The organism is Rubrivirga sp. SAORIC476 (assembly GCF_002283555.1).
Classification (GTDB): Bacteria; Bacteroidota; Rhodothermia; order Rhodothermales; family Rubricoccaceae; genus Rubrivirga.
This window is the reverse complement of the sequence record NZ_MVOI01000002.1, coordinates 82086-105640: the sequence shown is the minus strand read 5'-3', so window position 1 is coordinate 105640 and position 23555 is coordinate 82086. Positions and strand designations below refer to the sequence as shown.

25 protein-coding genes are annotated in these 23555 nt (G+C 70.5%); 10 read left to right on the top strand and 15 right to left on the bottom strand.

Translation table 11 applies throughout. The features are described 5' to 3' along the window. Positions 1-241 precede the first annotated feature (241 nt). Both B1759_RS00540 and rlmN read right to left on the bottom strand, forming a co-directional pair. Positions 242-1576 carry a wax ester/triacylglycerol synthase family O-acyltransferase gene (locus B1759_RS00540; RefSeq protein WP_158225040.1) on the bottom strand — a complete coding sequence of 445 codons (1335 nt, stop codon included), beginning with the start codon at positions 1574-1576 and terminating at the stop codon, positions 242-244. 130 nt (positions 1577-1706) lie between these two features. Then, positions 1707-2786, bottom strand: a complete 1080-nt coding sequence (gene rlmN, locus B1759_RS00535) for a 23S rRNA (adenine(2503)-C(2))-methyltransferase RlmN (protein WP_095513079.1) — start codon at positions 2784-2786, stop codon at positions 1707-1709. Positions 2787-2900: 114 nt separating this feature from the next. On the opposite strand from rlmN, the gene B1759_RS00530 reads away from it, so the two are divergent. Continuing rightward, on the top strand, positions 2901-3470 hold the full coding sequence (locus B1759_RS00530) for a hypothetical protein (RefSeq protein ID WP_095513078.1): 570 nt from the start codon (positions 2901-2903) through the stop codon (positions 3468-3470). Positions 3471-3472: 2 nt separating this feature from the next. Here B1759_RS00530 and B1759_RS00525 read toward each other — a convergent pair whose 3' ends face one another. The 4 genes from B1759_RS00525 to cyoE are packed head-to-tail and all read right to left on the bottom strand — an operon-like array spanning position 3473 to position 6507. Beyond that, positions 3473-3910 carry a YqaA family protein gene (locus B1759_RS00525; protein ID WP_095513077.1) on the bottom strand — a complete coding sequence of 146 codons (438 nt, stop codon included), beginning with the start codon at positions 3908-3910 and terminating at the stop codon, positions 3473-3475. Between the two features lie 4 nt (positions 3911-3914). Next, positions 3915-4679 (bottom strand): ABC transporter permease, encoded by a 765-nt coding sequence (locus tag B1759_RS00520; RefSeq protein ID WP_095513076.1) that lies wholly within the window; start codon positions 4677-4679, stop codon positions 3915-3917. Then, positions 4676-5593, bottom strand: a complete 918-nt coding sequence (locus B1759_RS00515) for an ABC transporter ATP-binding protein (protein ID WP_095513075.1) — start codon at positions 5591-5593, stop codon at positions 4676-4678. The genes B1759_RS00520 and B1759_RS00515 overlap by 4 nt, the downstream gene beginning before the upstream one ends. After that, positions 5593-6507 (bottom strand): heme o synthase, encoded by a 915-nt coding sequence (gene cyoE, locus B1759_RS00510; protein WP_095513074.1) that lies wholly within the window; start codon positions 6505-6507, stop codon positions 5593-5595. Before cyoE ends, B1759_RS00515 begins: the two co-directional genes overlap by 1 nt. A gap of 254 nt (positions 6508-6761) precedes the next feature. Between cyoE and glmM the strand changes: the two genes are divergently transcribed. Beyond that, a complete protein-coding gene (glmM, locus tag B1759_RS00505; protein ID WP_095513073.1) occupies positions 6762-8126 on the top strand; it encodes a phosphoglucosamine mutase in 1365 nt (454 codons plus the stop codon). Here the strand turns inward: glmM and B1759_RS00500 are convergent. The 6 genes from B1759_RS00500 to groES all read right to left on the bottom strand — a co-directional run bounded on the left by B1759_RS00500 (position 8101) and on the right by groES (position 13244). Beyond that, positions 8101-8877, bottom strand: coding sequence for an NRDE family protein (locus B1759_RS00500; RefSeq protein WP_095513072.1), 777 nt, complete (start codon positions 8875-8877; stop codon positions 8101-8103). The genes glmM and B1759_RS00500 overlap by 26 nt on opposite strands. Then, positions 8877-9800, bottom strand: a complete 924-nt coding sequence (locus B1759_RS00495; protein WP_198948704.1) for a COX15/CtaA family protein — start codon at positions 9798-9800, stop codon at positions 8877-8879. Before B1759_RS00495 ends, B1759_RS00500 begins: the two co-directional genes overlap by 1 nt. Next, positions 9794-10384, bottom strand: coding sequence for a CAP domain-containing protein (locus tag B1759_RS00490; protein WP_095513071.1), 591 nt, complete (start codon positions 10382-10384; stop codon positions 9794-9796). The genes B1759_RS00495 and B1759_RS00490 overlap by 7 nt, the downstream gene beginning before the upstream one ends. 64 nt (positions 10385-10448) lie before the next feature. After that, complete coding sequence (locus B1759_RS00485) at positions 10449-10889, bottom strand: hypothetical protein (RefSeq protein WP_095513070.1); 441 nt, start codon at positions 10887-10889, stop codon at positions 10449-10451. A gap of 336 nt (positions 10890-11225) precedes the next feature. Next, entirely contained in the window at positions 11226-12863 is a 1638-nt protein-coding gene (gene groL / locus B1759_RS00480; RefSeq protein WP_095513069.1) for a chaperonin GroEL, read from the bottom strand. A gap of 87 nt (positions 12864-12950) precedes the next feature. Beyond that, entirely contained in the window at positions 12951-13244 is a 294-nt protein-coding gene (gene groES / locus B1759_RS00475; RefSeq protein WP_095513068.1) for a co-chaperone GroES, read from the bottom strand. Positions 13245-13427: 183 nt separating this feature from the next. Between groES and B1759_RS00470 the strand changes: the two genes are divergently transcribed. After that, positions 13428-13916: a DUF2085 domain-containing protein gene (locus B1759_RS00470; RefSeq protein ID WP_095513067.1), complete on the top strand. Its 489-nt coding sequence runs from the start codon at positions 13428-13430 to the stop codon at positions 13914-13916. Continuing rightward, positions 13916-14428, top strand: a complete 513-nt coding sequence (locus B1759_RS00465; protein WP_095513066.1) for a hypothetical protein — start codon at positions 13916-13918, stop codon at positions 14426-14428. The genes B1759_RS00470 and B1759_RS00465 overlap by 1 nt, the downstream gene beginning before the upstream one ends. Here the strand turns inward: B1759_RS00465 and B1759_RS00460 are convergent. Together B1759_RS00460 and hemW are read right to left on the bottom strand one after the other, a co-directional pair. Continuing rightward, positions 14425-14907 carry a DUF192 domain-containing protein gene (locus B1759_RS00460; RefSeq protein ID WP_095513065.1) on the bottom strand — a complete coding sequence of 161 codons (483 nt, stop codon included), beginning with the start codon at positions 14905-14907 and terminating at the stop codon, positions 14425-14427. The genes B1759_RS00465 and B1759_RS00460 overlap by 4 nt on opposite strands. 25 nt (positions 14908-14932) lie before the next feature. Then, positions 14933-16090, bottom strand: a complete 1158-nt coding sequence (hemW, locus tag B1759_RS00455) for a radical SAM family heme chaperone HemW (protein ID WP_158225039.1) — start codon at positions 16088-16090, stop codon at positions 14933-14935. Between the two features lie 43 nt (positions 16091-16133). On the opposite strand from hemW, the gene B1759_RS00450 reads away from it, so the two are divergent. Genes B1759_RS00450 through B1759_RS00440 form a run of 3 tightly spaced genes read left to right on the top strand, consistent with a single transcriptional unit; the run spans position 16134 to position 18524 of the window. Then, on the top strand, positions 16134-16646 hold the full coding sequence (locus B1759_RS00450; protein ID WP_143537215.1) for a hypothetical protein: 513 nt from the start codon (positions 16134-16136) through the stop codon (positions 16644-16646). A 39-nt stretch (positions 16647-16685) separates the two neighbouring features. Continuing rightward, positions 16686-17843 (top strand): DNA double-strand break repair nuclease NurA, encoded by a 1158-nt coding sequence (locus B1759_RS00445; protein ID WP_095513062.1) that lies wholly within the window; start codon positions 16686-16688, stop codon positions 17841-17843. Positions 17844-17897: 54 nt separating this feature from the next. Continuing rightward, a complete protein-coding gene (locus tag B1759_RS00440; RefSeq protein ID WP_198948703.1) occupies positions 17898-18524 on the top strand; it encodes a hypothetical protein in 627 nt (208 codons plus the stop codon). 15 nt (positions 18525-18539) lie between these two features. Here the strand turns inward: B1759_RS00440 and B1759_RS00435 are convergent, their stop codons facing one another. Beyond that, positions 18540-19043, bottom strand: a complete 504-nt coding sequence (locus B1759_RS00435; protein ID WP_095513060.1) for a hypothetical protein — start codon at positions 19041-19043, stop codon at positions 18540-18542. A gap of 78 nt (positions 19044-19121) precedes the next feature. Between B1759_RS00435 and B1759_RS00430 the strand changes: the two genes are divergently transcribed. The 3 genes from B1759_RS00430 to B1759_RS00420 all read left to right on the top strand — a co-directional run bounded on the left by B1759_RS00430 (position 19122) and on the right by B1759_RS00420 (position 23535). Continuing rightward, complete coding sequence (locus tag B1759_RS00430) at positions 19122-20453, top strand: acyl-CoA dehydrogenase family protein (protein WP_095513059.1); 1332 nt, start codon at positions 19122-19124, stop codon at positions 20451-20453. Positions 20454-20518: 65 nt separating this feature from the next. Next, entirely contained in the window at positions 20519-20851 is a 333-nt protein-coding gene (locus tag B1759_RS00425; RefSeq protein ID WP_233134376.1) for a hypothetical protein, read from the top strand. A gap of 131 nt (positions 20852-20982) precedes the next feature. Then, entirely contained in the window at positions 20983-23535 is a 2553-nt protein-coding gene (locus tag B1759_RS00420; protein ID WP_095513057.1) for a caspase family protein, read from the top strand. The last annotated feature ends 20 nt before the right edge of the window (positions 23536-23555 follow it).

The window sequence follows — 23555 nt, the reverse complement described above, 5'->3', positions numbered from 1 at the left end:
GGTAGCCAGAGTTCCGTTCCACCCCCAGCGCCAGCACGTTCGGGGTCACCAGCCGTCGGCGTACCCTGAGCGGCACCCCTGCGTGACCTCTATTCGGGGCGGCTAGGTGGCTACACGTTCCCGCAGTGTCGTCTGCTGAATCGTCTGTCGCTGTACACCGAGCCCGCACCGCCTTGAGCCACGTGTCCCCACCTCGGGGACGCACTGCAGACACTCGACAGCCCTCCCGAGGCAGGCGACGTCACGCCGCCTCCGGAGCGAACGCCGCCGCCAGCGCGCTGAACTCGGCCTCGAACGCCCGCGCCAGCACCGCCGGGTCCTTCACCAGCGTCACGTCCGCCGCGATGCCCACGCGGATGCTCCCGTTCTGGCTCAGGATGCTGATGCCGAGCCCGATCTCGCCCGCCTGCGGGACCCAGAACATCAGCGTCGTGATGGGCGCGCCCTCGATGTGGAGCAGCTCCCGCGGCCCCGGCACGTTGGTCAGCACGCCCGAGGCCTTCTTTTCGAACAGGTTGACCACGAATCGGTGCGCCCACATCGGCGTCCGCCCGATGGTCTGCAAGATCGCGTAGACCACCGCGGGCTCCTCGGTCTGCTTGACCGCGTCCATCCGCTCCTTCGTCACTCGGAGGCGGTCCTCGGCGGTCGCCTCGCCGACCGGCAGCGCGACGAACACGAGCCCGAACGAGTTGCCCAGTTCGTGGGCCCGCTCCAGGGGGCGCACGTTGAACGGCGTCGCCATGCGGACCGTCACGCCGTCGACCGGCTCGCCCTGGTCGATCAGGTAGCGTCGGATCGCGCCTGCGGCCGACGACATCAGCACGTCGTTGATCTTGCCGCCCATCGCCACGCCCACCTGTCGGACGGTCTCTAGCGAAATCGGATCGGTCCAGGCGGCCTGCTTCTGAGGCGAGGCGCCCTGGCGGAAGACCGTCTGCGAGTCGGCCCGCATCGTCAGCAGGTGGCCGAGGCTAGCGACCCCGCCACCTGCGCGCCGGAGCAGGCTCTTCGACGGCCGCGGCGCCTTCGCCAGCGGCGAGTCGGAGGGCGCGGCATCCGCCTCGGATTTGCCGTCCAGGCGCTCGGCGTCGAAGTACTCGTCGACCGCGTGGATCAGGACGTGCATCAGCGCGATCCCGTCTCCGATGACGTGGTGGACGCGGACCACGATGGCGCTCCCGCTCGTCCCGTCGCCGTGGTCCACGTCGTGGACGAGGTGGAACGTCCACGGCGAGTGCGCGAACGAGAGCGGCGTGCTCATCAGGTCGCTCACCAGCGCCTCCAGCCCCACCTTGCCGCCCGGTGCCGGCAGGTCGACTTCGTAGACGTGGTGGTCGAGGTCGAACCGGTCGTCCGGGATCCACCGCGGCCGCGACGTGCCGACGCCCTCGATCCGCATCCGGAACCGGTCGAACCGCACCAGCCGCTCACCCACGAACCGTCGCAGCGCATTCAGCGACAGCGCCGACCCGAAGCCGACGACCCCCGTGATGGTCATCGGGTTGCTGGGGTTCTCCATCCGCAGCCACGCCGAGTCCGGCGGGGAGACGGGAAAGGGGCGCGGCGTGTCCATCGGCTCGGGGTTGGGGGCCTCAACGTAGCGCCGAGGGACACCGAGTGCCGTCCTCAGCCATCGGGGCGGCGTGTGCTCCAGGGGAGCGCGTTTCCGCACCGTCGCAGAGCGTCCCCGGTCCATTCGACCGCTATGCTCCTTCCGCCACTGCCAGTTGACCGCAGGCCGCGTCGATGTCCTGCCCGCGGCTCCGGCGGACCGTCACTCGCACCCGCCGACGCACCAACTCCCCGATGAACGCGTCCAGCGTCGGCTCGTCGGACGAGCGGAAGTCGGTGCCCTCCACCGGGTTGTACATGATCAGGTTGACCTTGCACGGCGCCCAGCTCGCGATCCGGGCGAGGTTGCGAGCGTCCTCGACGGTGTCGTTGACGCCCGAGAACAGGCAGTACTCGTAGGTGACCGGCTTTCCCGTCGTCGCGTAGTAGTGGCGGACGGCCTGTCCGAGCGCCTTCAGGTCCGTCTTCTCCGACCGGTTGACCGGCATGATCGCGCTCCGCTGCGGGTCCGTCGGCGCGTGGAGGCTGATCGCGAGCCCGGCTGGCCGCACGGTGCCCGCCGCCTGATCGTCCGCGAACTGGCGGATGCGGCGTGCGAGGCCGACCGTCGACACCGTGATCCGTTTGGGCGAGAGGCCCAGGCCGTCGCACAGCAGGTCGAGGCTGGCCGTGACCGCGGCGTAGTTCTGCATCGGCTCGCCCATGCCCATGTAGACCACGTTCGTCACCCCGCGCCCGAACGTCTCCTGCGCCATCCGGTCCATGACGTGGACCTGCTCCGCGATCTGTCCGGCCGTCAGGTTCTCTAGGAAGCCCATCAGCCCCGTCGCGCAGAACGAGCACCCCATCGCGCAGCCGACCTGCGACGACACGCACACCGTCAGCCGCTTCGCCTTGTCCTCGTCGTCGAAGTCCGGGATCAGCACCGCCTCGATGTGTCGGCCGGAGGGGAGGCGGAAGAGGCTCTTGATGGTCCGGTCGGTCGCCTGCTGGCGGCGCACCTCCGTAAGCGTGCCAAGCTGGGTCGACTCGGCGAGGCGCTCCCGGAAGCCCGCCGGGAGGTCCGTCATGGCCTCGAACGAGGTCGCGCCCTTCTCGTGGATCCACTTGAAGAGTTGCCGCCCACGGAAGCGCGGCTCACCCATCTCGACCGCGAGGGTCTCGAGGGCGTCCGTGTCGAGGGAGCGGAGGTCGGGGCGAAGTGTCTCCATGCTTCAAGAAACGGCGCCGATGGGCCGGATGTGCCTCCGGGCCGGGACCGTGCCGTGAAGACGGACCGGCGGATGCGTGAATCCCCCTACCTTGCGGCGACTCGCCCGACCGCCATGCGCTTCTCGCTGCTGCTCCTCGCCTTCGTCCCGGCGCTCGCCGTCGCCCAGACGCCGCTGCCCGTCACCTTCTTGCCGGGCGGTGCCGGCGCGGAAGGCTGCTACATGCAGTGGTCGACCCGCTCCGCCGTCAAGGCGTACAGCGCTCCGACGCCGGTGAGCTACGAACTCCGCACGGTGGATGCCGAGCGGCGCATCGACGCCAACGACTACTCCGAGTCGCTGACCGCCGTCCTGGAGCCGGGCCTCATCCGGCTCCGCCAGTCTGTGGAGGCAGAGGGCACGCGGCTGGACGGCGTGGGCGACTACGAGACGTTCCGCCTCGGCCCGGGCGACGAGGTCACCCTCCTGGCGTATGGACCCGAGGAGTCGGTCTACTTCGAGCGCAACGGGCTCGTCTACACCGGCTTCGTGCCGGGCAGCTACGGCGGCACCCGCGCCGAGGTGGTCCGCGAGCCCGTCACGGAGCTCTGGGTGCGCCTCATCGCCTACGCCGACGACCGGCCGGCCTCGTGGGTGAACACGGCGCAGGCCGGGATGGCGCCGCGCGAGCCGTTCTGCCAGTAGCGCTACACCAGCCAGAGCAACGCGGCGTAGCGCGCCACGCGGAGGCCTGCCACCAGCGGCACGAACCAGAGCAGCCGGATCCGCCCGACCCCGGCGGCGAGCGTCAGCGGGTCGCCGATGACGGGCAGCCAGGAGAGCAGCAGCGCGGGAAGCCCGTACCGCTCCGTCCACCGGAGCGCGGCCCGGCCCGATCGCGACCCCAGCAGCCGGTCGCCGACGCGCTCCCGCGCCGTCCACCCGATCCCATAGTTGACGAGGCACCCGACTGTGTTGCCGACGCTCGCCCAGAGCAGCGCCGTCGACGGGGCCAGCCCGGCCGCGACCGCCGCCAGGAACGCGGCCTCGGACGACACCGGCACCAGCGTCGCCCCGACGAACGCCGCTGCGCACAGGCCGATGGCACCGTACGCCTGCACCCAGTCGACCAGTTCGGGGCTCACCGGCTCAACCCGGCCGCTGCGCCGTCCGAATGGCCGCGAGCAGCGCGAGCCCGGCCACGGCGACGCTCACGCCCAGACACATGCCGAGGCCGAGGGGCGTGCCGGGGATCTGCTCCGGCAGCCCGCCCATCCCGTATCGCAGCAGGCCGACCCCGTACGTCGCCGGGTTGAGGCGCATCGCCAGCGCCACCGCGCCGGACGCGCCCGTCTCGGGAAAGAAGGCCCCGGAGAGGAGCCAGACCGGAATCAGGACCACGTTCATCACCGCGTGGTACGCGCGCCCGCTCTTCAGCCGCCACGCCATCACGAACCCGAACGCGCAGAACGTGACGGCCAAAAGGACCCCCGCCAGCAACGCGACGCCGGTGCCGATCAGCCCCGGCCACAGGCCGACCGTCGGCCCGAGGGCGCCGATCAGCGTGGCCTGCCCGACGGCGAGCGTCGTCCCACCCAGCACGACCCCCAGTACGAGCGCCGCGCGCGGCTGGGGCGAGACGAGCACAGCCTGCAACACACCCGACTGGCGATCCTCCACGACCGACAGGGTCGAGTAGATCGCCGTGAACAGCACCGTCAGCGCCACCATGCCGGGCAGCAGGTACTGGAGGTAGCCGGCCTCGGAGCCGGGGACCGACACGCTGTCGGCGAACCCGAACCCGAACACGACCCAGAACAGGATCGGCTGCGCGAGCACGCCGATGACGCGCGCGCGGTCGCGGAGGAACACCCGCAGTTCGCGCTGCCAGAGCGCCAGGATGGCGTCGGTCATCGGGCCTCGGGTCGTGCGCTCACGCGGGCTGCGAACACGTCGTCCAGCGTCGGCGGCTGGATGGACACGCCGCGCACGTCGGGACGCGCGTAGAGCGCAGCCACTCGCTCCCGGGCGTCGGGCGTGCGGACGAGCACGCGGCCGTCGATGGCCTGCGCCGGGACCCCCTCTGCCGTGAGCGTGGCGGCGAGCACGTCGGCGTCGTCGGTGTCGAGCCAGAGCGCATCGGCGCCGAGCGCCGCGGTGAGGGCGGTGGGGGTATCGTCGGCGACCACCCGGCCCGCGTCAAGAATCACGACGCGGTCGCACCGCGCGGCCTCGTCCATCAGGTGCGTCGCGACGATCTGCGCGCCGTCGGTCCGGCGGCGGTCGAGGACGGCCCAGAACGCGTCGCGGGCGATGGGGTCGAGGCCGGTCGTCGGCTCGTCGAGCAGTGCCAGCGCGGGCCGGTGCAGCAGGCCACGCGCGAGGTCGAGCCGTCGGGCCATGCCGCCCGAGAACGTGCCGAGGCGGTCGTCGGCGCGGTCGGTGAGCCCCGCGTCGGCGAGCGCGTCGGCGATGCGGGGGGACCGCTCCGAGCGGGGGAGGCGGACCAGCGCGGCCTGGAGGCGCAGCGCCTCCCGAGCCGTCAGTGCCGTGTCGAGCGCGGGGCTCTGAAAGACGACCCCGATCCGCTCGCGGACGCTCGCGGGCGACGAGGCGAGGTCGATGCCGCAGACCGTGACGCGCCCCTCGTCAGGCCGGATCTGCGTCGACGCGATCCGCAGCAGCGTCGTCTTTCCGCTCCCGTTGCGCCCCAGCAGCGCCACCCGCTCTGTCGGTCCGACCGTCAGCGTGATGCCATCCAGCGCGCGGACCTCCCCGAAGTCGTGTGCGACGCCGCGGGTGGTCAGGGCCGCCGCGTGGTCGACCACTAGCGGAGGAGGAAGTCGGCGACGACGAGGACGAAGAACGCCGGGACGTAGAGGATCGAGGCGTACAGCAGGCGCCGCGCCCGCTCGTCGGTCGGCTCGCTGAAGAACGAGAACGCCGGGATCGTGAACGCCGTCCCGAGGCCCGCCATGCCGATCAGGAACAGCATCCCCGCCTGGCCGATGGCCGCCGGGATCACGCCCGCGACCAGCAGCATCAGCGAGGCGACGAGCACCAGCGACGCCAGCGTCCGCTCGCCCTCGTCCGCCGTCGGGAGCATCCGGAAGCCGCCGCGCTGGTAGTCGTCCCGGAACATCCACGCCAGCGCGTAGAAGTGCGGGAGCTGCCAGAGGTACAGGATCGCGAACAGCGCCCAGCCGACGGGGTCCAGCGAGCCCGTCGCCGCTGCGGCCCCGCCGAGAGCCGGGAGCGCACCGGGGACGGCGCCCACGAGCGTGTTGTGGATCGTCCGCCGCTTGAGGGGGGTGTAGACGCCTACATACAGCGCGACCGTCAGCAGTGAGAGGCCGGTCGTGAGGATGTTGGTGGTCACTGCGAGCACCACAGCCCCCGCCACGACACAGGCAGTGGCATAGAGTGTCGCGTGGACGGGTCCCATGCGCCCACCGGGGAGGGGGCGCGACGCGGTCCGCGCCATGCGGGCGTCGTGCTTGCGTTCGATGACGTGATTGAGCGCCGCCGCACCGCCACCCGTCAGCCCGGTGCCCACCATCAGCCCCAGAAGCACCCGCCAGTCGACCGGCCCGGTCGCGCCCAGCAGGTAGCCCGCCGCTGCCATGACCACGACGAACGCGGTGATCCCGGGCTTCAGGAGTTCCTTGTAGTCCGAGAGCAGGGTGGACGCGGTCGGAGCCTCGACGGCGACGGCCACGGCGGACGAGGAGGGGGGCCTCATGCGAGCGTGGGAGGGGGGCGGTCAATCAACGCGCGAGCGGCGTACCGTTCCGTCAAAATATGGGCAGGACCGGGAGAGGGATCCGGGAACGAGGACGGGGGAACTGGGAACTGGGAACTGGGAACTGGGAACTGGGAACTGGGAACTGGGAACTGGGAACGCGCCGTCGTCAAAGTTCCTGCAGGCTCCGCCTGCCCCCGGTGGAACGCCGACGAGGCAGCAAGCATCTTGGCATCCCCCACACCCCGTACCCCATGCCTCTCATCGCATCCGTCTCCGGCATCCGCGGCGTCTTCGGCGACGGCCTCGACCCAGCCGCGCTCGTCCGCTACGCATCCGCCTTCGGCGCGTGGCTCCGTCAGCAGACCGAGGCGCGGCCGGTCGTCGTCGTCGGGCGCGACGGGCGCGTCACGGGCGACGTGTGCGCGCGACTCGTCACGGCGACCCTCCAGAGCGCGGGCTGCGACGTGATCGATGGCGGCATGGCGACGACCCCCAGCGTGGCGATGGGCGTCCTGAAGCACACCGCCGACGGGGCGGTCATCCTCTCGGCGTCCCACAACCCGGCCGAGTGGAACGCGCTCAAGCTGCTCGACCGCAACGGCGAGTTCCTTGGCCCGGACGAGGGCGCCGAGGTGCTGGCGCTCGCCGACGAGGGCGTGTCCGGCCAGACGGTCGGCTACGAGGATCTCGGGACCTACGCCTCCGACGACCTGCTGCCCTACCACATCGAGAAAATCCTCGACCTGCCGTTCATCGACCCCGCCGTCATCGCCGCGGCCGACTTCGAGGTGGTCGTGGACGGCATCAACTCGGTCGGCGCGTTCGCCATCCCAGCCATGCTGCGGGCGCTCGGGGTGGACGACGTCGAGGTCCTCAACGCGGACGTGACCGGCCTCTTCGCCCATAACCCGGAGCCACTGCCGGCCCACATCACGGGCATCACGTCACGCGTGGCGGAGTCGGGCGCCGACCTCGGCATCGTCGTGGACCCGGACGCCGACCGGCTCGCGTTCGTCGAGGACGGCGGGCGCTTCTTCGGGGAGGAACTGACGCAGGTCATCGCGGCCGACTTCGTCCTAGGCAAGACGCCCGGGGCGGTCGGGACCAACCTGTCGTCCAGTCGGGCCATCGAGGACGTCGCGGCGAAGCACGGGCAGACGGTCGTGCGCTCGGCCGTGGGCGAAATCCACGTCGTACGCGCCATGCAGAAGGCCGACGCCGTCATCGGCGGCGAGGGCAACGGAGGCGTCATCCTCCCCGCGCTCCACTACGGCCGCGACGCGCTGGTGGGCGTCGCCATCGTGCTCCAGCACCTCGCCGAGACGGGCCGCTCGCTGAGCGAGATCCGCGACTCGTACCCGGCCTACGCCATCGCCAAGCACAAGGTCACCCTCACCGAGGACCTCGACGCGGACGCGTTGCTCGCCACGCTCGCCGCTCGCTACGAGGGCCGCGTCTCGACGGTCGACGGCGTCAAGGTGGACCTCGACGAGGGCTGGGCGCACGTCCGCAAGTCCAACACCGAGCCCATCCTCCGCGTCTACACCGAGGCAGGGACGCCCGAGGCGGCCGACGCGCTGGCGGAGCGCTTCAAGCGCGAGTTGCTGGCGGGCTGAGTTCGGCCTCGACCATCGCCCCGGCCGTGCCGTCCGGATTCCACGTCCGCTCGGCGACGCGGATCAGGCCGCTCTGGTTGATCACCAGGGCGGTGGAGACGCGGGTCCCATACCCCTCCGTGACGATGCGGACAGGTGAGAGGACGCGCTCCAACTCGATCCCGACGCCCGTGTCGGGCAGTCGCTCGTCCGGGGCCACGTCCCGATTGTCGAGCAGGGCGAACAGGTCGTCGAACCGCACCGGGTCCGACAGGATCGCCTTCCGGAGCCCGGATCGTGCGCGACTGACCTTTGGCCACGGCGTGTCGAGGATGTCGTTGGAGAGCCCGTACACCCCCTGTTCGAGGCGCCAGATGCGGTCGGCGTGGGTCGAGACCACGCGCGCCGTCGCGCCCTGGCCGACGACGAGGTTGAAGCCGTCGTACTGCTCCCGCGAGGCATAGACCGCCTCGGCGAACCCCTGGGGTGAGTCGTCCGCCCGGAGAAAGTCGGTGACGAGGTGGCCGCGGGAGCGCGTCGCCGGGCGCGGGTGGCGCGGGTCGCGGACGTTGGTGAGCGCCGCCCAGCGGCCGTCGTCGCGGACGCCCAGCCACGTGCCCCCCGCGGCCAGGTCCCGTCCGGCCACCACACCCGGCACGTCGTCCCACGCCGCGAGCGGAGCGGCCGGCCGAGCGAACGCCTCGTCGCGGTTCGCCGCCAGCACCAGCGCGTGGCGGGGATGCGCGTCGAGGGCGAAGGCGATGAGACACATCAGGCCGAGACGGAAGCGACGGGCTCGCGAGCGGGCGTCGACAGCACTTCAGAGGCCCACACCACCATCCCGATCCAGATCAGGTCCGTCATCAAGAGGTGGACGATCTGCAACCAGATCGGCGCCAGCAGCGCCACGTTCAGCGCGCCGAGCGCCATCTGGACGAGGAACGCGCCGACGAGGCTCATACCGAGCGTCTTCGTCCGGCCGTCCGTCCGCGTGGCCGCCACGGCGACGCTCAGCACGCCGAGCGTGAGGAAGGCCATCGTCGGGTGGAAGACTCGGGCTCCCAGCAGAGCGGCCACGATGGGGTCGGTGGCCGGGTCAAGGCCTCCGCCGAGCACGAGGGTGTCGCCGAGCGCCGTCACCGCGCCCCCCGCGCCGAGCACCAGGGTCGCGAGGAGCGTCGCGCCGACCCAGCCCACCTCGGCGCGCAGGCCGAGGCGGGGCGGGGCGAAGCCCTCGGACCACCACGCGGTGAGGGTGAGCGCACCCATCAGCAGGAACGTGTTTGTGAGATGCGCCGCCATCCAGATCGCTCGCCCGATGGACGGGTTGTAGGCGACGTACTCAAACAGAACCAGCGCCGCGCCGATGGCGCCCTCCAGCACCATGAACACGAGGCTGGCGACGGCCGCCTTCCGCACGGGCGAGCCATTCGCCGTGCCTCGGAAGGCCACCACGACGAGGCCGATGACCGCGAAACCCGCCAGCGCGCTCGTGATCCGGTGCCCGAACTCGATGATCGTGTTGAGCGTCGGGGCCGTCGGCACCACCTCGCCGTTGCACAGCGGCCAGTGGTCGCCACAGCCTGCGCCGGAGCCGGACGCGCGGACGAAGGCGCCCCAGAGCACCACCAGCACGGTGTAGCCGAGCACGCCCCAGGCGACGCGCGACACGGTTCGGGGGGAGAAGGTCAGCACAGAACCTGGGTGACGTAGACGCGGTCGTCGGCGTCGGGGGCGACCCCGATGCCGTGTTGGGTCGAGAGGGGATCGAGCAGGTTTCGACGGTGGCCTGGGCTGTCCAGCCACCCCTGGACCGTCCGCGCCGCCAGGTCCTCGTCGCTGAACCAGTCGACCGTCCGGACGGCCGTCGGGCCCGCGCCGCGGGTCTGGATGCGGGCGTACCGGGTGGTCTGGTACAGGTTCTCCGACACACCGACGCGCTCGGTCCGGGCGTCAACCTCGATGCGGCAGTCGATGCCGGCCGCCCGTGCGCGGTCCTGAGGTGTGCGCCCTTCGGGCGTGTCGTGAGCGAAGTAGCCTCGTCTCGCCATGTCGGCGCTGTGAGAGCGGGCGACCGTGGCGAGTGCGTCCGACCACTGGAGCGGATCGGGGCCGCTCCGGCGTCGCGCCGCGTTGGTCTCCGTGTGGATCCGTCGTGGAAGATCCGCGAGGTCGGGCGCCTCGGCCGTCTCCTGGGTGGGCTCCGGGCCCGGTTCAGGCGCAGGGGACACGGGAGACGTGCAGCCCGCGAGAGTCAGCAGGAGTAGCCAGACGCGCATGGCCCGCAAACGCCGCGGCGGGAGCCACGGTTGGACCCTCCGACCAGAGTTCACACGACCGCGGTCACCCGCCCGGTGGCGCGTCGCGGGACGTCGGCAGGCACAGCAGGGCGTCGATTCGCTCGGCGGTCGCAGGCTCCATCGAGACGACGTAGGGCCCGTACGCGAGTCCGTCCTCGATGCCGCTCGACACGAACAGGTCCAGCGCCTCACCCTCGACGGGGTCCACGGTCACGCAGGCGGGGCGCTGGCCGGCCTCGCCCGTCGACTGGCCCAGTCGCTTGTCGCCCGAGGCGAGGACGATGAAGGGGTCGTAGGCCTCGGCGGTGACGGTCAGCAGGACGGCAGGGCCCGCGGGCAGACGGAGGCGGTGGTCGTCGACCACGTAGCCGTCCGCAGTCGTCTGGTCGCCCTCGGCGAGCGCGCCGCGGATCTCGTCGCCGGGGGCGAAGGTGGGCGCGCAACCGGTGGCCGCAATCAGGAGGAGCAGAGGGAGGTATCGCATGCCACAAGGAACGACACGCGCGACCGCCGCGGGTCTCTTTCGGTGGAACTCGCCGGTGTCCTACCTCTCCTTCCTCTCCCTGTCGCCTGTCTGCCCCCGCGCGGATGGGCCGGCTTTTGCGGAGAGCCGCCTGTCCTGCAGTGTCCGGCCGTCGCTGCTCGGGCGCCATACCGCCCAGGCGGTGCCCGAGATGGCCAGGGCCCCCGCTGATCGCGCCGGGCACGCAGTCCCTGATGCTGGGCGGAAGCAAAAAAAGGCGGCCCTCCGAAGAGAGCCGCCCCTGGCGGTGTCCGCCTCGGCGCCGGAGCGACCGAGGCGGGAGGAGCCGATGTGAGCTTAGAAGCCCATGCCACCGCCCATGCCGCCCATGTCGCCACCGGCCGGCATCGCCGGGGCGTCCTCCGGCTTGTCGACGATGACCGACTGGGTCGTGAGCAGGAGGCCGGCGACCGAGGCCGCGTTCTCCAGGGCCGTGCGCGTCACCTTGGTCGGGTCCACGACGCCCATCGCGAGCAGGTTGCCGTACTCCTCGGTGCGGGCGTTGAAGCCGTAGTCGGCCTCCCCATCCTTCACCTTCTGGACGACCACCGAGCCCTCGAGGCCAGCGTTGTTCACGATCTGGCGGAGCGGCTCCTCGAGCGCGCGGCGCACGATCCGGACACCGATCTGCTGGTCCTCGTTCTCGACCTCGAAGTTATCGAGTGCGGACAGGGCGCGAACGAGCGCGACGCCGCCACCGGGGACGATGCCCTCCTCGACCGCCGCGCGGGTGGCGTGGAGCGCGTCCTCGACGCGGGCCTTCTTCTCCTTCATCTCAGGCTCCGTGGCCGCGCCGATCTTGAGAACGGCGACGCCGCCGGACAGCTTGGCGAGGCGCTCCTGGAGCTTCTCACGGTCGTAGTCCGAGGTCGTGTTCTCGATCTGGCTGCGGATCTGGCCGATGCGGGCCTTGATGTCGTCCTCCGAACCGGCACCGTCCACGAGGGTCGTGTTGTCCTTCGTGATGACGACGCGGTTGACCTGGCCGAGCGAGTCCAGCGTCGCGTTCTCGAGCTTGTAGCCCATCTCCTCGGAGAGGAGCGTGCCGCCCGTGAGCGTGGCGATGTCGCCCAGCATGGCCTTGCGGCGGTCACCGAAGCCGGGCGCCTTGACGGCCGCGACGCGAAGCGTGCCGCGGAGCTTGTTGACGACCAGCGTGGCGAGCGCCTCGCCGTCGATGTCCTCCGCGACGATCAGGAGCGGCTTGCCCGACTGGGCGACCTTCTCCAGGACCGGCATGAGGTCCTTCATCGCCGAGATCTTCTTGTCGTGGATCAGGACGATCGCGTCCTCCAGCACCACCTCCATCGCGTCCGGGTCGGTCACGAAGTAGGGGGAGAGGTAGCCGCGGTCGAACTGCATGCCCTCGACCGTGTCGAGCGACGTGTCGGTGCCCTTGGCCTCGTCCACCGTGATGACGCCGTCCTTGCCGACCTTCTCCATCGCCTCGGCGATGAGGTCGCCGATCTCGGAGTCGTTGTTGGCCGAGATGGAGCCGACGGAGGCGATCTCCTCCTTGCCGCCGACCTCGCGCGAGAGGGTCTTCAGCTCCGCGACGACCTGGATGACGGCCTTGTCGATGCCGCGCTTGAGGTCCATCGGGTTGGCGCCCGAGTTGACCGAGCGCAGGCCCTGCGTCATGATCGCCTGGGCGAGCACGGTGGCCGTCGTGGTGCCGTCACCGGCGACGTCGGACGTCTTGGAGGCGACCTCCTTGACCATCTGCGCGCCGACGTTGGCGATCCGGTCCTCGAGCTCGATCTCCTTGGCGACAGTGACGCCGTCCTTGGTGACGGTCGGGGCGCCGAACTTCTTCTCGATGATGACGTTGCGGCCCTTCGGGCCGAGGGTCACCTTGACGGCGTTGGCGAGCGCGTCGACGCCCTCCTTGAGCTGGTTGCGGGCGTCCGCGTCGAACGTGATTTGCTTGGACATGTTTTTAGAGTAGGTACTGGGTTCGTGGTGACTGGGGACGGGGAGAGACGAGGCCGGGCGTACCCGATACCTCGTACCCCGTGCCGATTAGCTGTTGACGATCCCGAGGATGTCGGACTCGCGCATGATGAGGACATCCTCACCATCGAGCTGGATCTCGGTGCCGGCGTACTTGCCGTAGAGCACCGTGTCCTCCTCGGAGACGGTCATGTCGACCTTGGTCCCGTTCTCGACCTTGCCGGGGCCGACGGCGAGCACGGTGCCGCGCTGCGGCTTCTCCTTGGCGGTATCGGGGATGTAGAGGCCGCTGGCGGTCTGGGTCTCGGCGGCCTGGGGCTTGACGACGACGCGGTCGCCGAGCGGCTTGATGGATGCTGCCATGGGTGCAGTAGGTTGAAGGAAAGGGGAGGCGGCGGGGCCGCGGAACAGGTGCGTTTGGCACTCTCCCCGCGAGAGTGCTAGCGGTCTAACAGCGCCTGTCCTCCCCGGGTCCCTGCCGGATGATTAAGACGAGGTCAAGGCGGGGGCGCACCTCGGGGGAACCGCGGGCCGTAGGTTTCCGCCATGATTCGCCCTGGCACGCTCACCGTTGGCTGGGCCGTCGCGCTCAGCGCGGTCGGCGCACTCGCGGTACTCGCCGTGATCCCGCCCGCCCTCGGCGGAGACGCGGGCGCGATGCTTCACCATGCCTTCGCGGCCGTCTGCCACCAGATGCCGGAGCGGTCGCTCCACCTCCACGGCGGCCCCATCGCCCTCTGTCACCGGTGCTCGGGCATCCTCGTCGGACTGCTCGTGGGTCTGGCGGCCCTGCCCGGCCTCGGTGTGTCGGCGGCCCGAGGCATCGCCCGAGGCGCGCAGATCCAGTGGCTCGTGCTCGCGGCGCTCCCGACGGCTGCCGACTGGGCCGTCGGCGCCCTCGGGATCTGGGCCAACACCCCTGCCTCGCGACTTCTCACGGGCGCCCTGTTCGGCCTCGTCGCCGGCGCCATTCTGGGCGCCAACCTGCTCGCCCCCACCCGAGCGGTCCCGGTCTCACACCCCACCCCATCCTGATGCCCAGCAAGAGTTCCTCCATCCTCCTCGGCGTCGCCGTTTACGCGGTGTTCAGCCTCATCATCGGCTTCATCGCGGTCAACGGAGGTCAGGCGGCCCAGTACCTCGTGTCCGCGCTCTGCTGCCTCGCGGCTCTCCTCGGCCCTGCGCTGACGGTCTGGCATTACACCTCGACGAACGCGATCACGGTGCCCGCGGGGACGGGCGCTGGGCTCGGCGCCATCACGATCCTCGGCGGCGGGCTCGTGAACTACGTGATCAGTCGGGTGCTGCAGATGCTCGACGTGTACCCGACCGACGCCGAGATGGCCGAGCGGTCGCGCGACCAACTCATCGCCCAGGGCCTGGAGCCCGAGGCCATCGAGTCGGCCATGACGATGACCGAGATGATGCAGGGGCCGATCGGGGTGGCGGCGACCCTGGTGGTGCTGGCCGTCGTCGGCGCCCTCGCGGGAGCCGTCGCGGCGTCGGTCTTCAAGAAGGGGCCGGTGAGCGACTTCGGCTCGGCCTAGTCGGTCGTCCAGGTGATGCGGTCCCCCGGGACGAGCCCGATGCGCCGGGTGACACCCGCGGGGACCTCCACCACGAACTGGGCGGCGCCCTCGGACAGGACGTTGTCCAGCGAGTACGGGACGGTGTTCTCGACCGTGTTCAGCAGCGTCGAGTCGGCGGCGTAGAACTGGATGTCGAGCGGGCGGGGCGTGTTGGCCATGTAGAAGGCCTGCGGCTCGGCGCGCGGGAAGACGAACAGCATCCCGGTGTCGCCGGGGATGACGCTGCGCTGCATCAGGCCGCGAGCGCGCGACGAGTCGTCGTCCGCGATCTCGATGTCGATGGTCCGCAGCGTGTCGGCGCCGCGGACGAAGCTGAGCGAGCCGTCGATGCGGAACGGAATGGACGCCTCCGCCGACGGAGACGAGGCCGGGGCGGGAGCGGACTCTTTGCAGCCGACAGCGAGGACGGCGAGGGCGAGGACGAAAGCGGCGCGCATGGTCGAAGCGGGGGGATGCGGAAAGCTACCCTACGAGCTTCAGCGCGACGGCGTCGGCCACGGCGGCACCGTCGAGCGTCAGCCGAACCCGCCGCGGGGAGACCTCGACCAGGCCGGCGCCTTCGAGCGCCGCCAGTTCGGCGCGCTTGTCGGTCAGCAGGTCGATGCCGTAGTCCATCGCCAGCCGGTCCACGTCCAGGCCGTCGACGAGGCGCCGAAGGCCGAGCAGGATCGCCTCGTCCGCCAACTCGTCCGGGCCGATCTGCTCGCGCCAGTCGACGGGCGTCTCGCCCGCGAGCAGCAGCCCCTGCCAGCGCCCGAGGTGGGCCACGTCGGCCCAGCGCCAGCCGCGGCTGCGCGTCTCCCGCCAGAACGAGTGCGCGCTCGGCCCGAGCCCGATCATCGTCTCGTGCGTCCAGTAGCCCTCGTTGTGGCGGCTCCGGTGCCCCGGTCGCGCGAAGGACGACACCTCGTAGTGTTCGAAGCCCGCCTCGGCGAGGTAGCGGTGCGTGAACTCGTAGCGCTCACGCAGCAGCTCGTCGCCCTCGGGCACCACACGGCCGAGCGCGACCAGCTTGTGGAGCGGCGTTCTCTCCTCGACCGTCAGGCTGTACGTCGAGATGTGGGTGGCGCCCAGGCGGATCGCCTTCTGGAGGTTGGCCCCCCAGTGCTCGAACGGCTGGTCGGGGATGCCGAAGATGAGGTCGATCGACACGTCCCCGATGGTGGCGACGGCGGCCTCGGCACCCGCCTCGGCCTGGGCGGCGTCGTGGGCCCGGTTCATGAACGCGAGGTCGTCGTCGAAGAACGACTGGACGCCGAGCGAGAGGCGCGTCACGCCGAGGTCGCGGGCGGCACGGAGCCACGCGGCGCCGTCGGGTCCGGAGAGGTCCTCCGGGTTGGCCTCGACCGTCACCTCCTCCAGTGCCGCTGTGTCGAAGTGGTCGTGGGCGGCCTGGATCACGTCCGCCAGGGCGTCGGGCGAGAGGAGAGAAGGAGTCCCCCCGCCCAGGTACAGGGTGCGCAAAGGGGCCGTGGCACGGTATTCCTGGCCCATTCGCTCCGCCTCGGCGCGCAGCGCGCGGACGTAGCTGCCCTCGTCGCGGCGGGTCGTGGTGAAGTAGAAGTCGCAGTAGACGCAGCGCTGCGTGCAGAACGGGACGTGGACGTAGAGGCCAGCCAAGGGGAGAGGGTATTCTGAGCGTCCCCAACCCCCGACGGCCGACATGGGTGCCCTCTCCGACCGCATCATCGCCAAAGCCGAACGCCAGACCGGCTGCGAGATGCCCTACCTCCACACCCTGGCCGACACGTCCGGCGCGGCGTTCGCCCGCTGGATGCTGGCCATGCCGGCGACCACATACCGCGACAAGGCGTCGCTCGACGCGTGGCACCTCGCCCGCCTCGGCGCGACGCTCGCCCAGGACTGTGGGACCTGCGTTCAGGTGGTCGTCAGCATGGCGCGGAAGGAGGGACTCGCAGCGAGCACCTTGCAACTCGCGCTCGACGACCCCGCTCAGCTCCACGACGACGCCCAGGCCGCCTTCGCGTTTGGCCAGGCTGTCGCCTCCCAGGCCCCGGACGTGGCGGACCACGTGGCGCGGATGGAGGCGCTCTTCGGCCACGACGTCCACGTCGAGCTGGCGATGGCGGTCGCGACGTGTCTGATGTTTCCGGTCATCAAGCGGGGGCTGGGGCAGTCGCTGTCGTGCTCCATGGTGACCGTCCACATGGACTGAGGACGGGAGGTCGGGCGCGGCGCCCCGTTAGTTTGCGGTATGCTCGACTTCGCCCGCCTCGCTGCCCAGATCGCCGACTTCGCGACGTACCGCGTCGAGGAAGACCGTGCACAGGCGGGCCGACGGGAGCGAGCCCTCGGAGCGCTGGCCGACTGCGCCCCTACCTGGGAGGCCCTCGCCGAACGTGCGGAGGGAGAGACCGGCGGACCGCTCCGCGCCATTCCTCGCTCGCAGCCCGACGGGTGCCACGGCTGCGGCCCTCGGCCTGCGACCGTCACCGTGGTCGCCACGGACGGGTCGCAGATCTTCCCGGACCGCCACGTCGACCCGGCGTGCTACCTCCTCAACATCGGCCGGGTCGCGTTTCACTACGGGACGCTGGACCCGCCGCTCATCCAGGCCGAGCCCACGCTCCGATACCGCCAGCAGGACCTCGCCGAACTCGCCGAGGACGACTCGGATGCGTCGCCGCTCGACGTCACCTCGGAGGTCGTGTCCGCCCTGCGAGACGAGCTGGAACTCCGGTGGCTGTTCGAGACCGCCGCCGAGGAGCAACGCAGCGGACGCGACATCGTCGCGATGGCCGACGGGACGCTCATCCGCTGGATGCTGCGCGGGATGAAGAACCGCCGTCTCGAAGCGACCCTCCTCTCGCGCTACGTCGCCGAATTGGATCGCTTCAAGGAGGCCGGGATTCCAGTCTGCTCGTACGTCTCCCGGCCCGGCAATGCCGAGGTCGTCAACCTGCTTCGCCTGCACCTCGGCGAGCCCGACTGGGAGCCAGGCCCAAACTCGATCCGCGGGGTCCACGACCGCCACCTGTTCGAGGCGCATCTGGAGCCGGGCGAGCGGTCGGCCGTCTTCCTATCCCGGAGTGAGGTCCTGAAGGCCTATGGCGACCACCGCATCGTGGCCTTCTACGTCCACGGTGGCACCGAGGTGGGGCGGGTCGAGATGCCCGAGTGGGTGGCCGACCTGCCGGGCGGGCTGGACCTCGTCCAGTCTGTGGTGCTCGACCAGTGTGAGAAGGGGGGAGGATACCCGATCATCCTGCAAGAGGCGCACGAGCGGGCGGTCGTCCGGGCGCGCGAGACGGAGGTGTTTTATCGGATCCTCGCCCGGCAGGCCCGCGGGGCGGGAGCGGCCGCGCCGACGTACTCGGGGAAGGCGGCGTCGAAGCGGTCGCCGAGGGTGTAGAGGGATCAGGAGTCGGGAATGAGGAGTCAGGTAAGCGCCCTCCCCCGATATCTGTTGTCTGAGTCCTCGCACCCTGTCGCCGAAGTCATCGCCTCCAGCACCCGCGAGATCCTCGCGGAGGTCTACGTCGAGGCGCAGGTCCCTGCATTCGGCTCGTGGGTCGAGATCGAAACCGAGGACGGCATGGTGCTCTACGGGCTGGTGAGCCATGCCGAGACCGGCAGCGTCGAGCCCGGTCGGCAGGCGGTCGCGCTCGGGGCGCACTACGACCGCGACCGCATCCGGCGCGAGATGCCCCAGATCCTGGAGCTGGTCCGCACGACCGTCCGCGCGCAGGTGTTGGCGTACTGGGATGGGCAGAAGAAGGTCGAGGGACGCCCGCTCGTCCGCCAGACGCTGCCGCCCCGTCCGGCTGCGCTGCACGACCGCGTCCGCGTGTGTGGTCCCGATGCCGTCGCCGCGCTCGCGCAGCCATTCGACGTGTTGCGGACGTTGGCCCGGCACCCCGACCCGGCCGTCCCCGCAGACGACCTGCTGGCCGCCGCGCTCCGCAACCTCTACGAGGCGCACGGTGGAGGGGCCGACGGCGAGGCCGTGCTGGTCGACGCCGGACGCGCACTGGCCCGGCTCCTGGATGACGACCACGAACGGCTCCAGTCGATCCTCCGCAGGGTCCGTTGAGCCCGTTATTGCAGTCTAAAAAATGACGCCCGTGCGGACCGCCAGCACCGGGACCACCTCCGTGTCGCCGATGACCAGCGACGGATCCACCTCCGCATACAGCGACGTGTCGGTCAGCGGGATCGCGATGCCGTAGCCGAGGTGGAGGGAGGGGCCGCCGCCGCCGCCGCTGAAGGGCAGGAAGCCTCCGAAGCCGCCCAGCACGTAGCGCGCCGAGCCGTCGGAGGGCAGCATCACGATGACCGACACCTGCGGATTGAGGACGTAGCGCGTGTCGTCCGAGCCCCCGAACAGGTGCGCCCCCAGCCCGAGGCTGCCCGCCACCGACAGGTCTGCGTTGACGGGGATCGCGACGCGCCCGCGGATGCCGATCGAGGGGCCGTCCGGAATGACGTCCTGTCCGAGGACCGCGGTCGCGACGTCGAAGCCCGCCCCGTAGCGTGGGGCGACCGAGCCGCGCTGCGCGTCGGCCGCGGCGGCGGAGAGAACGACGGAGAGGGCGAGGATCAGGAAGCGCATGGGAAGACCGGCGAGGGCTGGGACGTACGTTGGCGGACGCGCGTTCTGCGCTCCCCCCACGCCTCGAAAGTACGGTCCATGTCCGACGCCTCCACCCCCATCCGCACCCCCTCGCTCGTGACCTCCGGAGACGGCGGCCCCAACCTGGATCTTCAGGACGAAGGCCAGTCCGGCGATCCGTCGGCCTTCCGCGGCCTCGGCTACGAGCCGGACGGCGTCGACAACGGCGCCTACGACCCGTCGGCCTTCCAGGGGCTCGACTTCTACCGGATCGACGACCTGCTGACCGACGACGAGAAAGCGCACCGCGACCGGGTCCGCGCCTACGTCACCGAGGCGGTCCTCCCGGTCATCGAGCAGCACGCCCAGGCGCTGACCTTCCCGATGGCCACCGCTCGCGACCTGGCGTCGATGGGCGTGATCGGCCCGACCATCCCGACCGAGTACGGCGGCCTCGGCGCCTCCTCTGTGACCTACGGGCTGATGATGCAGGAGGTCGAGCGTGCCGACAGCGGCCTGCGGTCGTTCTGCTCCGTGATGGGTTCGCTCGTCATGTACCCGATCTACACCTATGGGTCGGAGGAGCAGAAGCGCCACTGGCTGCCCCGGCTGGCGACGGCCGAGGCCATCGGCTGTTTCGCGCTGACGGAGCCCAACGTCGGCTCGAACCCCGGAGCGATGCAGACGCGCGCGGTCCGGGACGGCGACGACTACATCCTGACGGGCCACAAGCGCTGGAGCACGAACGCGTCCATCGCCGACGTGGCGGTCGTCTGGGCGAAGGACGACGAGGGTGAGGTCCGCGGCTTCCTGGTCGAGACCGATCTGCGCGGCGTGTCGACGCCGCGCATCATGGACAAGTGGTCGCTGCGGGCCGCCGTGACCAGCGAGGTTGTCCTCGACGAGGTGCGGGTGCCCGCCTCGGCGATGCTGCCGAACGTGAAGGGGCTCAAGGGGCCGCTCTCGTGCCTCACCCAGGCCCGCTACGGCATCGCCTGGGGCGTGATCGGCGCAGCGCTCTCGTGCTACGACGCGGCGCTCCAGCACACGACCTCGCGCGTCCAGTTCGGCAAGCCCATCGCCGGCTTCCAACTGGTCCAGAACCACATCGCCGACATGCTGGCCGAGATCACGAAGGCCCAGCTCGTCGGCTGGCGTCTCGGCCGGATGAAGGACGAGGGCACGATGCGCCCGGCCCACGTCTCGCTCGCCAAGCGCGACAACGTCCGCACGGCGCTCGCCGTCGCGCGGCAGAGCCGCCAGTTGCTCGGCGGCAACGGCGTCCTCGGCATCTACCCGGTGATGCGCCACATGGCCAACCTCGAGTCCGTCGTCACCTACGAGGGCACCGACGAGGTGCACACGCTGGTGCTCGGCATGGAGGCCACCGGCATCAACGCCTTCTCCTGAGGCGTGGTCGGGCGCAACGTCGGCTTCCGGGCCCCGTAGGGCGGAGGATCACACCCTCCGCCATCATGCCAGCTGCAGAAGTCGTCGCCTTGCTCTCGATCTTTATCGGCCTGCCGTGGGTCGTGTTCTCCGGCATCGCCAAGGTCAAGACCGCGGGGTCCCGTTCGGCCGGAAAGGGGGGCTCCGGAATCCGGAAAAGCGAACTGGAAGCGCTGGTCGCGGTCTCCGTCGAGGAGGCGACCGCGCCGCTGCTCCGCCGCGTCGAAGTGCTGGAGGCCATCCTGACGGACGAAAACGAGGCGCTCGACCGTATCGATCCGGCCGTGCTTGCGGGGGTGATCGACCCGAGCGCCGAGGCAGACGACTGGGCGGACGCGCCGCGACGGGCCCGCGCCTGACGACGGCCGGTCCGCGTGACGCGAGGACAACAAGCGGCGGCAAACAGACCCACGGCCGCCGGTCCTCGCCTCCACAGGGGAGGAGCATGTCGAGCGAGCCCTGTACTTTTGGCTCAGCCACCGCTCCTGCCATGCTCCGTTCGCTCCTCACGCTTACGCTCCTGTTCCTCGCAGCCGGCGCGACTGCCCAGACGTACACCGGATCGCTCGACAGCGGGGACGAGACCCTCGAATCGGGCGAGTACCGGGACGCCTACACCATCGATGTGACGGCGGGCGAGGAGGTCTCGGCGGTCGTCACCTCCTCGGACTTCGACTCCTACGTCATTCTGGTCTCCCCGTCTGGCGAGCAGGAGGACAACGACGACTGCACGGAAGGGGACACCAGTCGGTCCTGCGCGACGCTCGTGGCCGACGTTTCGGGCACCGTGCGCGTGCTCGTTACCAGCTACGCGCCGGGCGAGACCGGCGCCTACACGCTCGTGCTGTCTACGGGCGGCGGACCGGTCTCCATGCCGACCACGGGCGACGTGTCGGAGGGGACGCTGGGGGACGGCGACGAGACCCTCACCTCAGGCGAGTACGTCGACCGGCACGACCTGCAACTCGCTGCCGGGGAGCGGGTGCGCGTCGAGTTGTTCTCCGCCGACCTGGACCCCTACCTGATCGTCAAGGCGCCCGACGGCACACAGGAGGACAACGACGACTGCGACGGCGATTTATCACGCTCCTGCCTCGACGTGGTCGCGGCCGAGGCGGGCACGTGGCAGGTGCTCGTGACGAGCTACCTCCCCGACGAGATGGGCGACTACGTACTGTCCGTCATCCGGGGGAGGGAGGACGCTGTCAGGGATGGTTCGCGACAGGAGGTCGGGGCGCTCGCGGACGGCGACGGGACGCTCACCTCGGGCGAGTACGTCGACCGGTACACCGTCCGCGGGACCGGTGGGCCGTTGGTGGCGGACCTGACCTCGGACGCCTTCGATCCCTACCTGATCGTTCGGCTGCCGAACGGCGAGCAGGTCGACAACGACGACCACGAGGGCTCGCTGACGCGGTCCCTGCTGGTCGTGGACACCGAGCCGGGTGCCGAGTACCTCATCGACGTGACGAGCTACGCCGTCGGCGAAGTCGGCCCGTACCGGCTCACGCTCCAGACCGACGGCCCGGCCGACGGGCTGACGGCCGATGGCATTCGTCGGGAGAGCGGCGCGCTCGCCGCGGGCGACGACCGCCTGGAGGCGGGCGAGTACGTCGACAAGTACACGTTCACCGGCGTGCCTGGCCAGCGGCTCCGCCTGGACCTGACGAGCGATGACTTCGACACCTACCTCGTCCTCGACCCGCCGCGCGGCGAGGGCCTCCAGGACGACGACGGCGGAGGCCGCGTCGGCCACTCGCGCATCGAGGCGGACCTGACCGAGCCGGGGACCTACACCGTCTACGTCACGTCGTACGCGGCCGACGAGACCGGGGCGTACGACCTCGCCATCGACCTCAGCGAGCGCTTCGGCACCCCGCTGCCATCCGAGGACGACGGCCCGGACCCGGTCGTGCGACCCGTCTACAGCCAGCGCAATAGCGCCCTCACGCTCGACGAGACGCTCACCGGCGCGCTTGACCCGTCCGACCAGCGGTTCGACTCCGGCAAGTACCTGGAGGTCCACACGTTCGACGGTGACGCCGGGGAGCCCGTTCGCGTCGAGATGTCGAGCACGGCCTTCGACACGTTCCTGATCGTCGAGACGCCGTCGGGCGAGCGGCTCACCAACGACGACTTCGAGGGCGACCAGTCGCGCTCGGTGGTCGAGTTCGCGATGCCCGAGTCCGGGCGCTACCGAGTGCTCGCGACGAGCTACCGAGGCGGGGAGACGGGGCCGTACACGATCCACGTCTCCCAGCTGGATGCCCTCCTGCCGGATCCGCCGGCGTACGACCGGATGGTGGGCCTCTTCGTCGGCGTCAGCGACTACGACCGGCCCGGCCTGTCGGACCTGCGGTGGACCGCCGAGGACGCCGTCAACGCCCGCGAGGCCATGATCCAGGCGGGTATGAGCCCCGAGGACGGCATCCTGCTGACCGATCGCGACGCGACCGTGGGCAACGTCCGCGAGGCCGTCGACCGGCTCGCAGCGACCAGCGACGACCGGACGCTGTTCGTGTTCTTCTACTCGGGCCACGGCGGCCAGTACACCCGGACCGCATACCAGCGCTCCGACCCCGACAACCTCGACGAGTCGATCGAGTTGTTCGACGCGGAGCTGCTGGACGACGAGGCGGATGTCCTCTTCGCGCGCATCCCCTCGTCCCGCCAGCTGATCGTGATCGACGCCTGCTACTCGGGCGGGTTCTCGAAGGATGTCATCAGCCGGCCGGGGCGGATGGGGCTGTTCTCGTCCGAGGAGGACGTGATCTCGGCCATCGCGGTCAAGTTCGAAGCGGGCGGCTACCTGTCGCGCTTCTTCTCTGACGCCATCGCGGAGCGCCGGGCCGACGAGGATGCCAACGGCGGTGTCACGGCGCTGGAGTTGAGCCACTACCTCTACACGCGGTTCGTGGGGGACATCGGCGACGACGGGCGCACCATCCTCACCGGGCGAGACACTCGGCCGGAGCATCAGAAGCTGGTGGTCGACCGCGGCAGCGTCGGGCTGTACGACACGCTGTTCCTCTTCCAGCCGTAACCGTACGCGGGGTGGGGCGT

Bases quoted from the DNA above. Each gene is read 5' to 3' on its own strand.
- B1759_RS00540 (WP_158225040.1), bottom strand. From the start codon at position 1,576: ATGGACACGCCGCGCCCCTTTCCCGTCTCCCCGCCGGACTCGGCGTGG.
- rlmN (WP_095513079.1), bottom strand. From the start codon at position 2,786: ATGGAGACACTTCGCCCCGACCTCCGCTCCCTCGACACGGACGCCCTC.
- B1759_RS00530 (WP_095513078.1), top strand. From the start codon at position 2,901: ATGCGCTTCTCGCTGCTGCTCCTCGCCTTCGTCCCGGCGCTCGCCGTC.
- B1759_RS00520 (WP_095513076.1), bottom strand. From the start codon at position 4,679: ATGACCGACGCCATCCTGGCGCTCTGGCAGCGCGAACTGCGGGTGTTC.
- cyoE (WP_095513074.1), bottom strand. From the start codon at position 6,507: ATGAGGCCCCCCTCCTCGTCCGCCGTGGCCGTCGCCGTCGAGGCTCCG.
- glmM (WP_095513073.1), top strand. From the start codon at position 6,762: ATGCCTCTCATCGCATCCGTCTCCGGCATCCGCGGCGTCTTCGGCGAC.
- B1759_RS00500 (WP_095513072.1), bottom strand. From the start codon at position 8,877: ATGTGTCTCATCGCCTTCGCCCTCGACGCGCATCCCCGCCACGCGCTG.
- B1759_RS00490 (WP_095513071.1), bottom strand. From the start codon at position 10,384: ATGCGCGTCTGGCTACTCCTGCTGACTCTCGCGGGCTGCACGTCTCCC.
- B1759_RS00485 (WP_095513070.1), bottom strand. From the start codon at position 10,889: ATGCGATACCTCCCTCTGCTCCTCCTGATTGCGGCCACCGGTTGCGCG.
- groL (WP_095513069.1), bottom strand. From the start codon at position 12,863: ATGTCCAAGCAAATCACGTTCGACGCGGACGCCCGCAACCAGCTCAAG.
- groES (WP_095513068.1), bottom strand. From the start codon at position 13,244: ATGGCAGCATCCATCAAGCCGCTCGGCGACCGCGTCGTCGTCAAGCCC.
- B1759_RS00470 (WP_095513067.1), top strand. From the start codon at position 13,428: ATGATTCGCCCTGGCACGCTCACCGTTGGCTGGGCCGTCGCGCTCAGC.
- B1759_RS00465 (WP_095513066.1), top strand. From the start codon at position 13,916: ATGCCCAGCAAGAGTTCCTCCATCCTCCTCGGCGTCGCCGTTTACGCG.
- B1759_RS00460 (WP_095513065.1), bottom strand. From the start codon at position 14,907: ATGCGCGCCGCTTTCGTCCTCGCCCTCGCCGTCCTCGCTGTCGGCTGC.
- B1759_RS00450 (WP_143537215.1), top strand. From the start codon at position 16,134: ATGGGTGCCCTCTCCGACCGCATCATCGCCAAAGCCGAACGCCAGACC.
- B1759_RS00445 (WP_095513062.1), top strand. From the start codon at position 16,686: ATGCTCGACTTCGCCCGCCTCGCTGCCCAGATCGCCGACTTCGCGACG.
- B1759_RS00435 (WP_095513060.1), bottom strand. From the start codon at position 19,043: ATGCGCTTCCTGATCCTCGCCCTCTCCGTCGTTCTCTCCGCCGCCGCG.
- B1759_RS00430 (WP_095513059.1), top strand. From the start codon at position 19,122: ATGTCCGACGCCTCCACCCCCATCCGCACCCCCTCGCTCGTGACCTCC.
- B1759_RS00425 (WP_233134376.1), top strand. From the start codon at position 20,519: ATGCCAGCTGCAGAAGTCGTCGCCTTGCTCTCGATCTTTATCGGCCTG.
- B1759_RS00420 (WP_095513057.1), top strand. From the start codon at position 20,983: ATGCTCCGTTCGCTCCTCACGCTTACGCTCCTGTTCCTCGCAGCCGGC.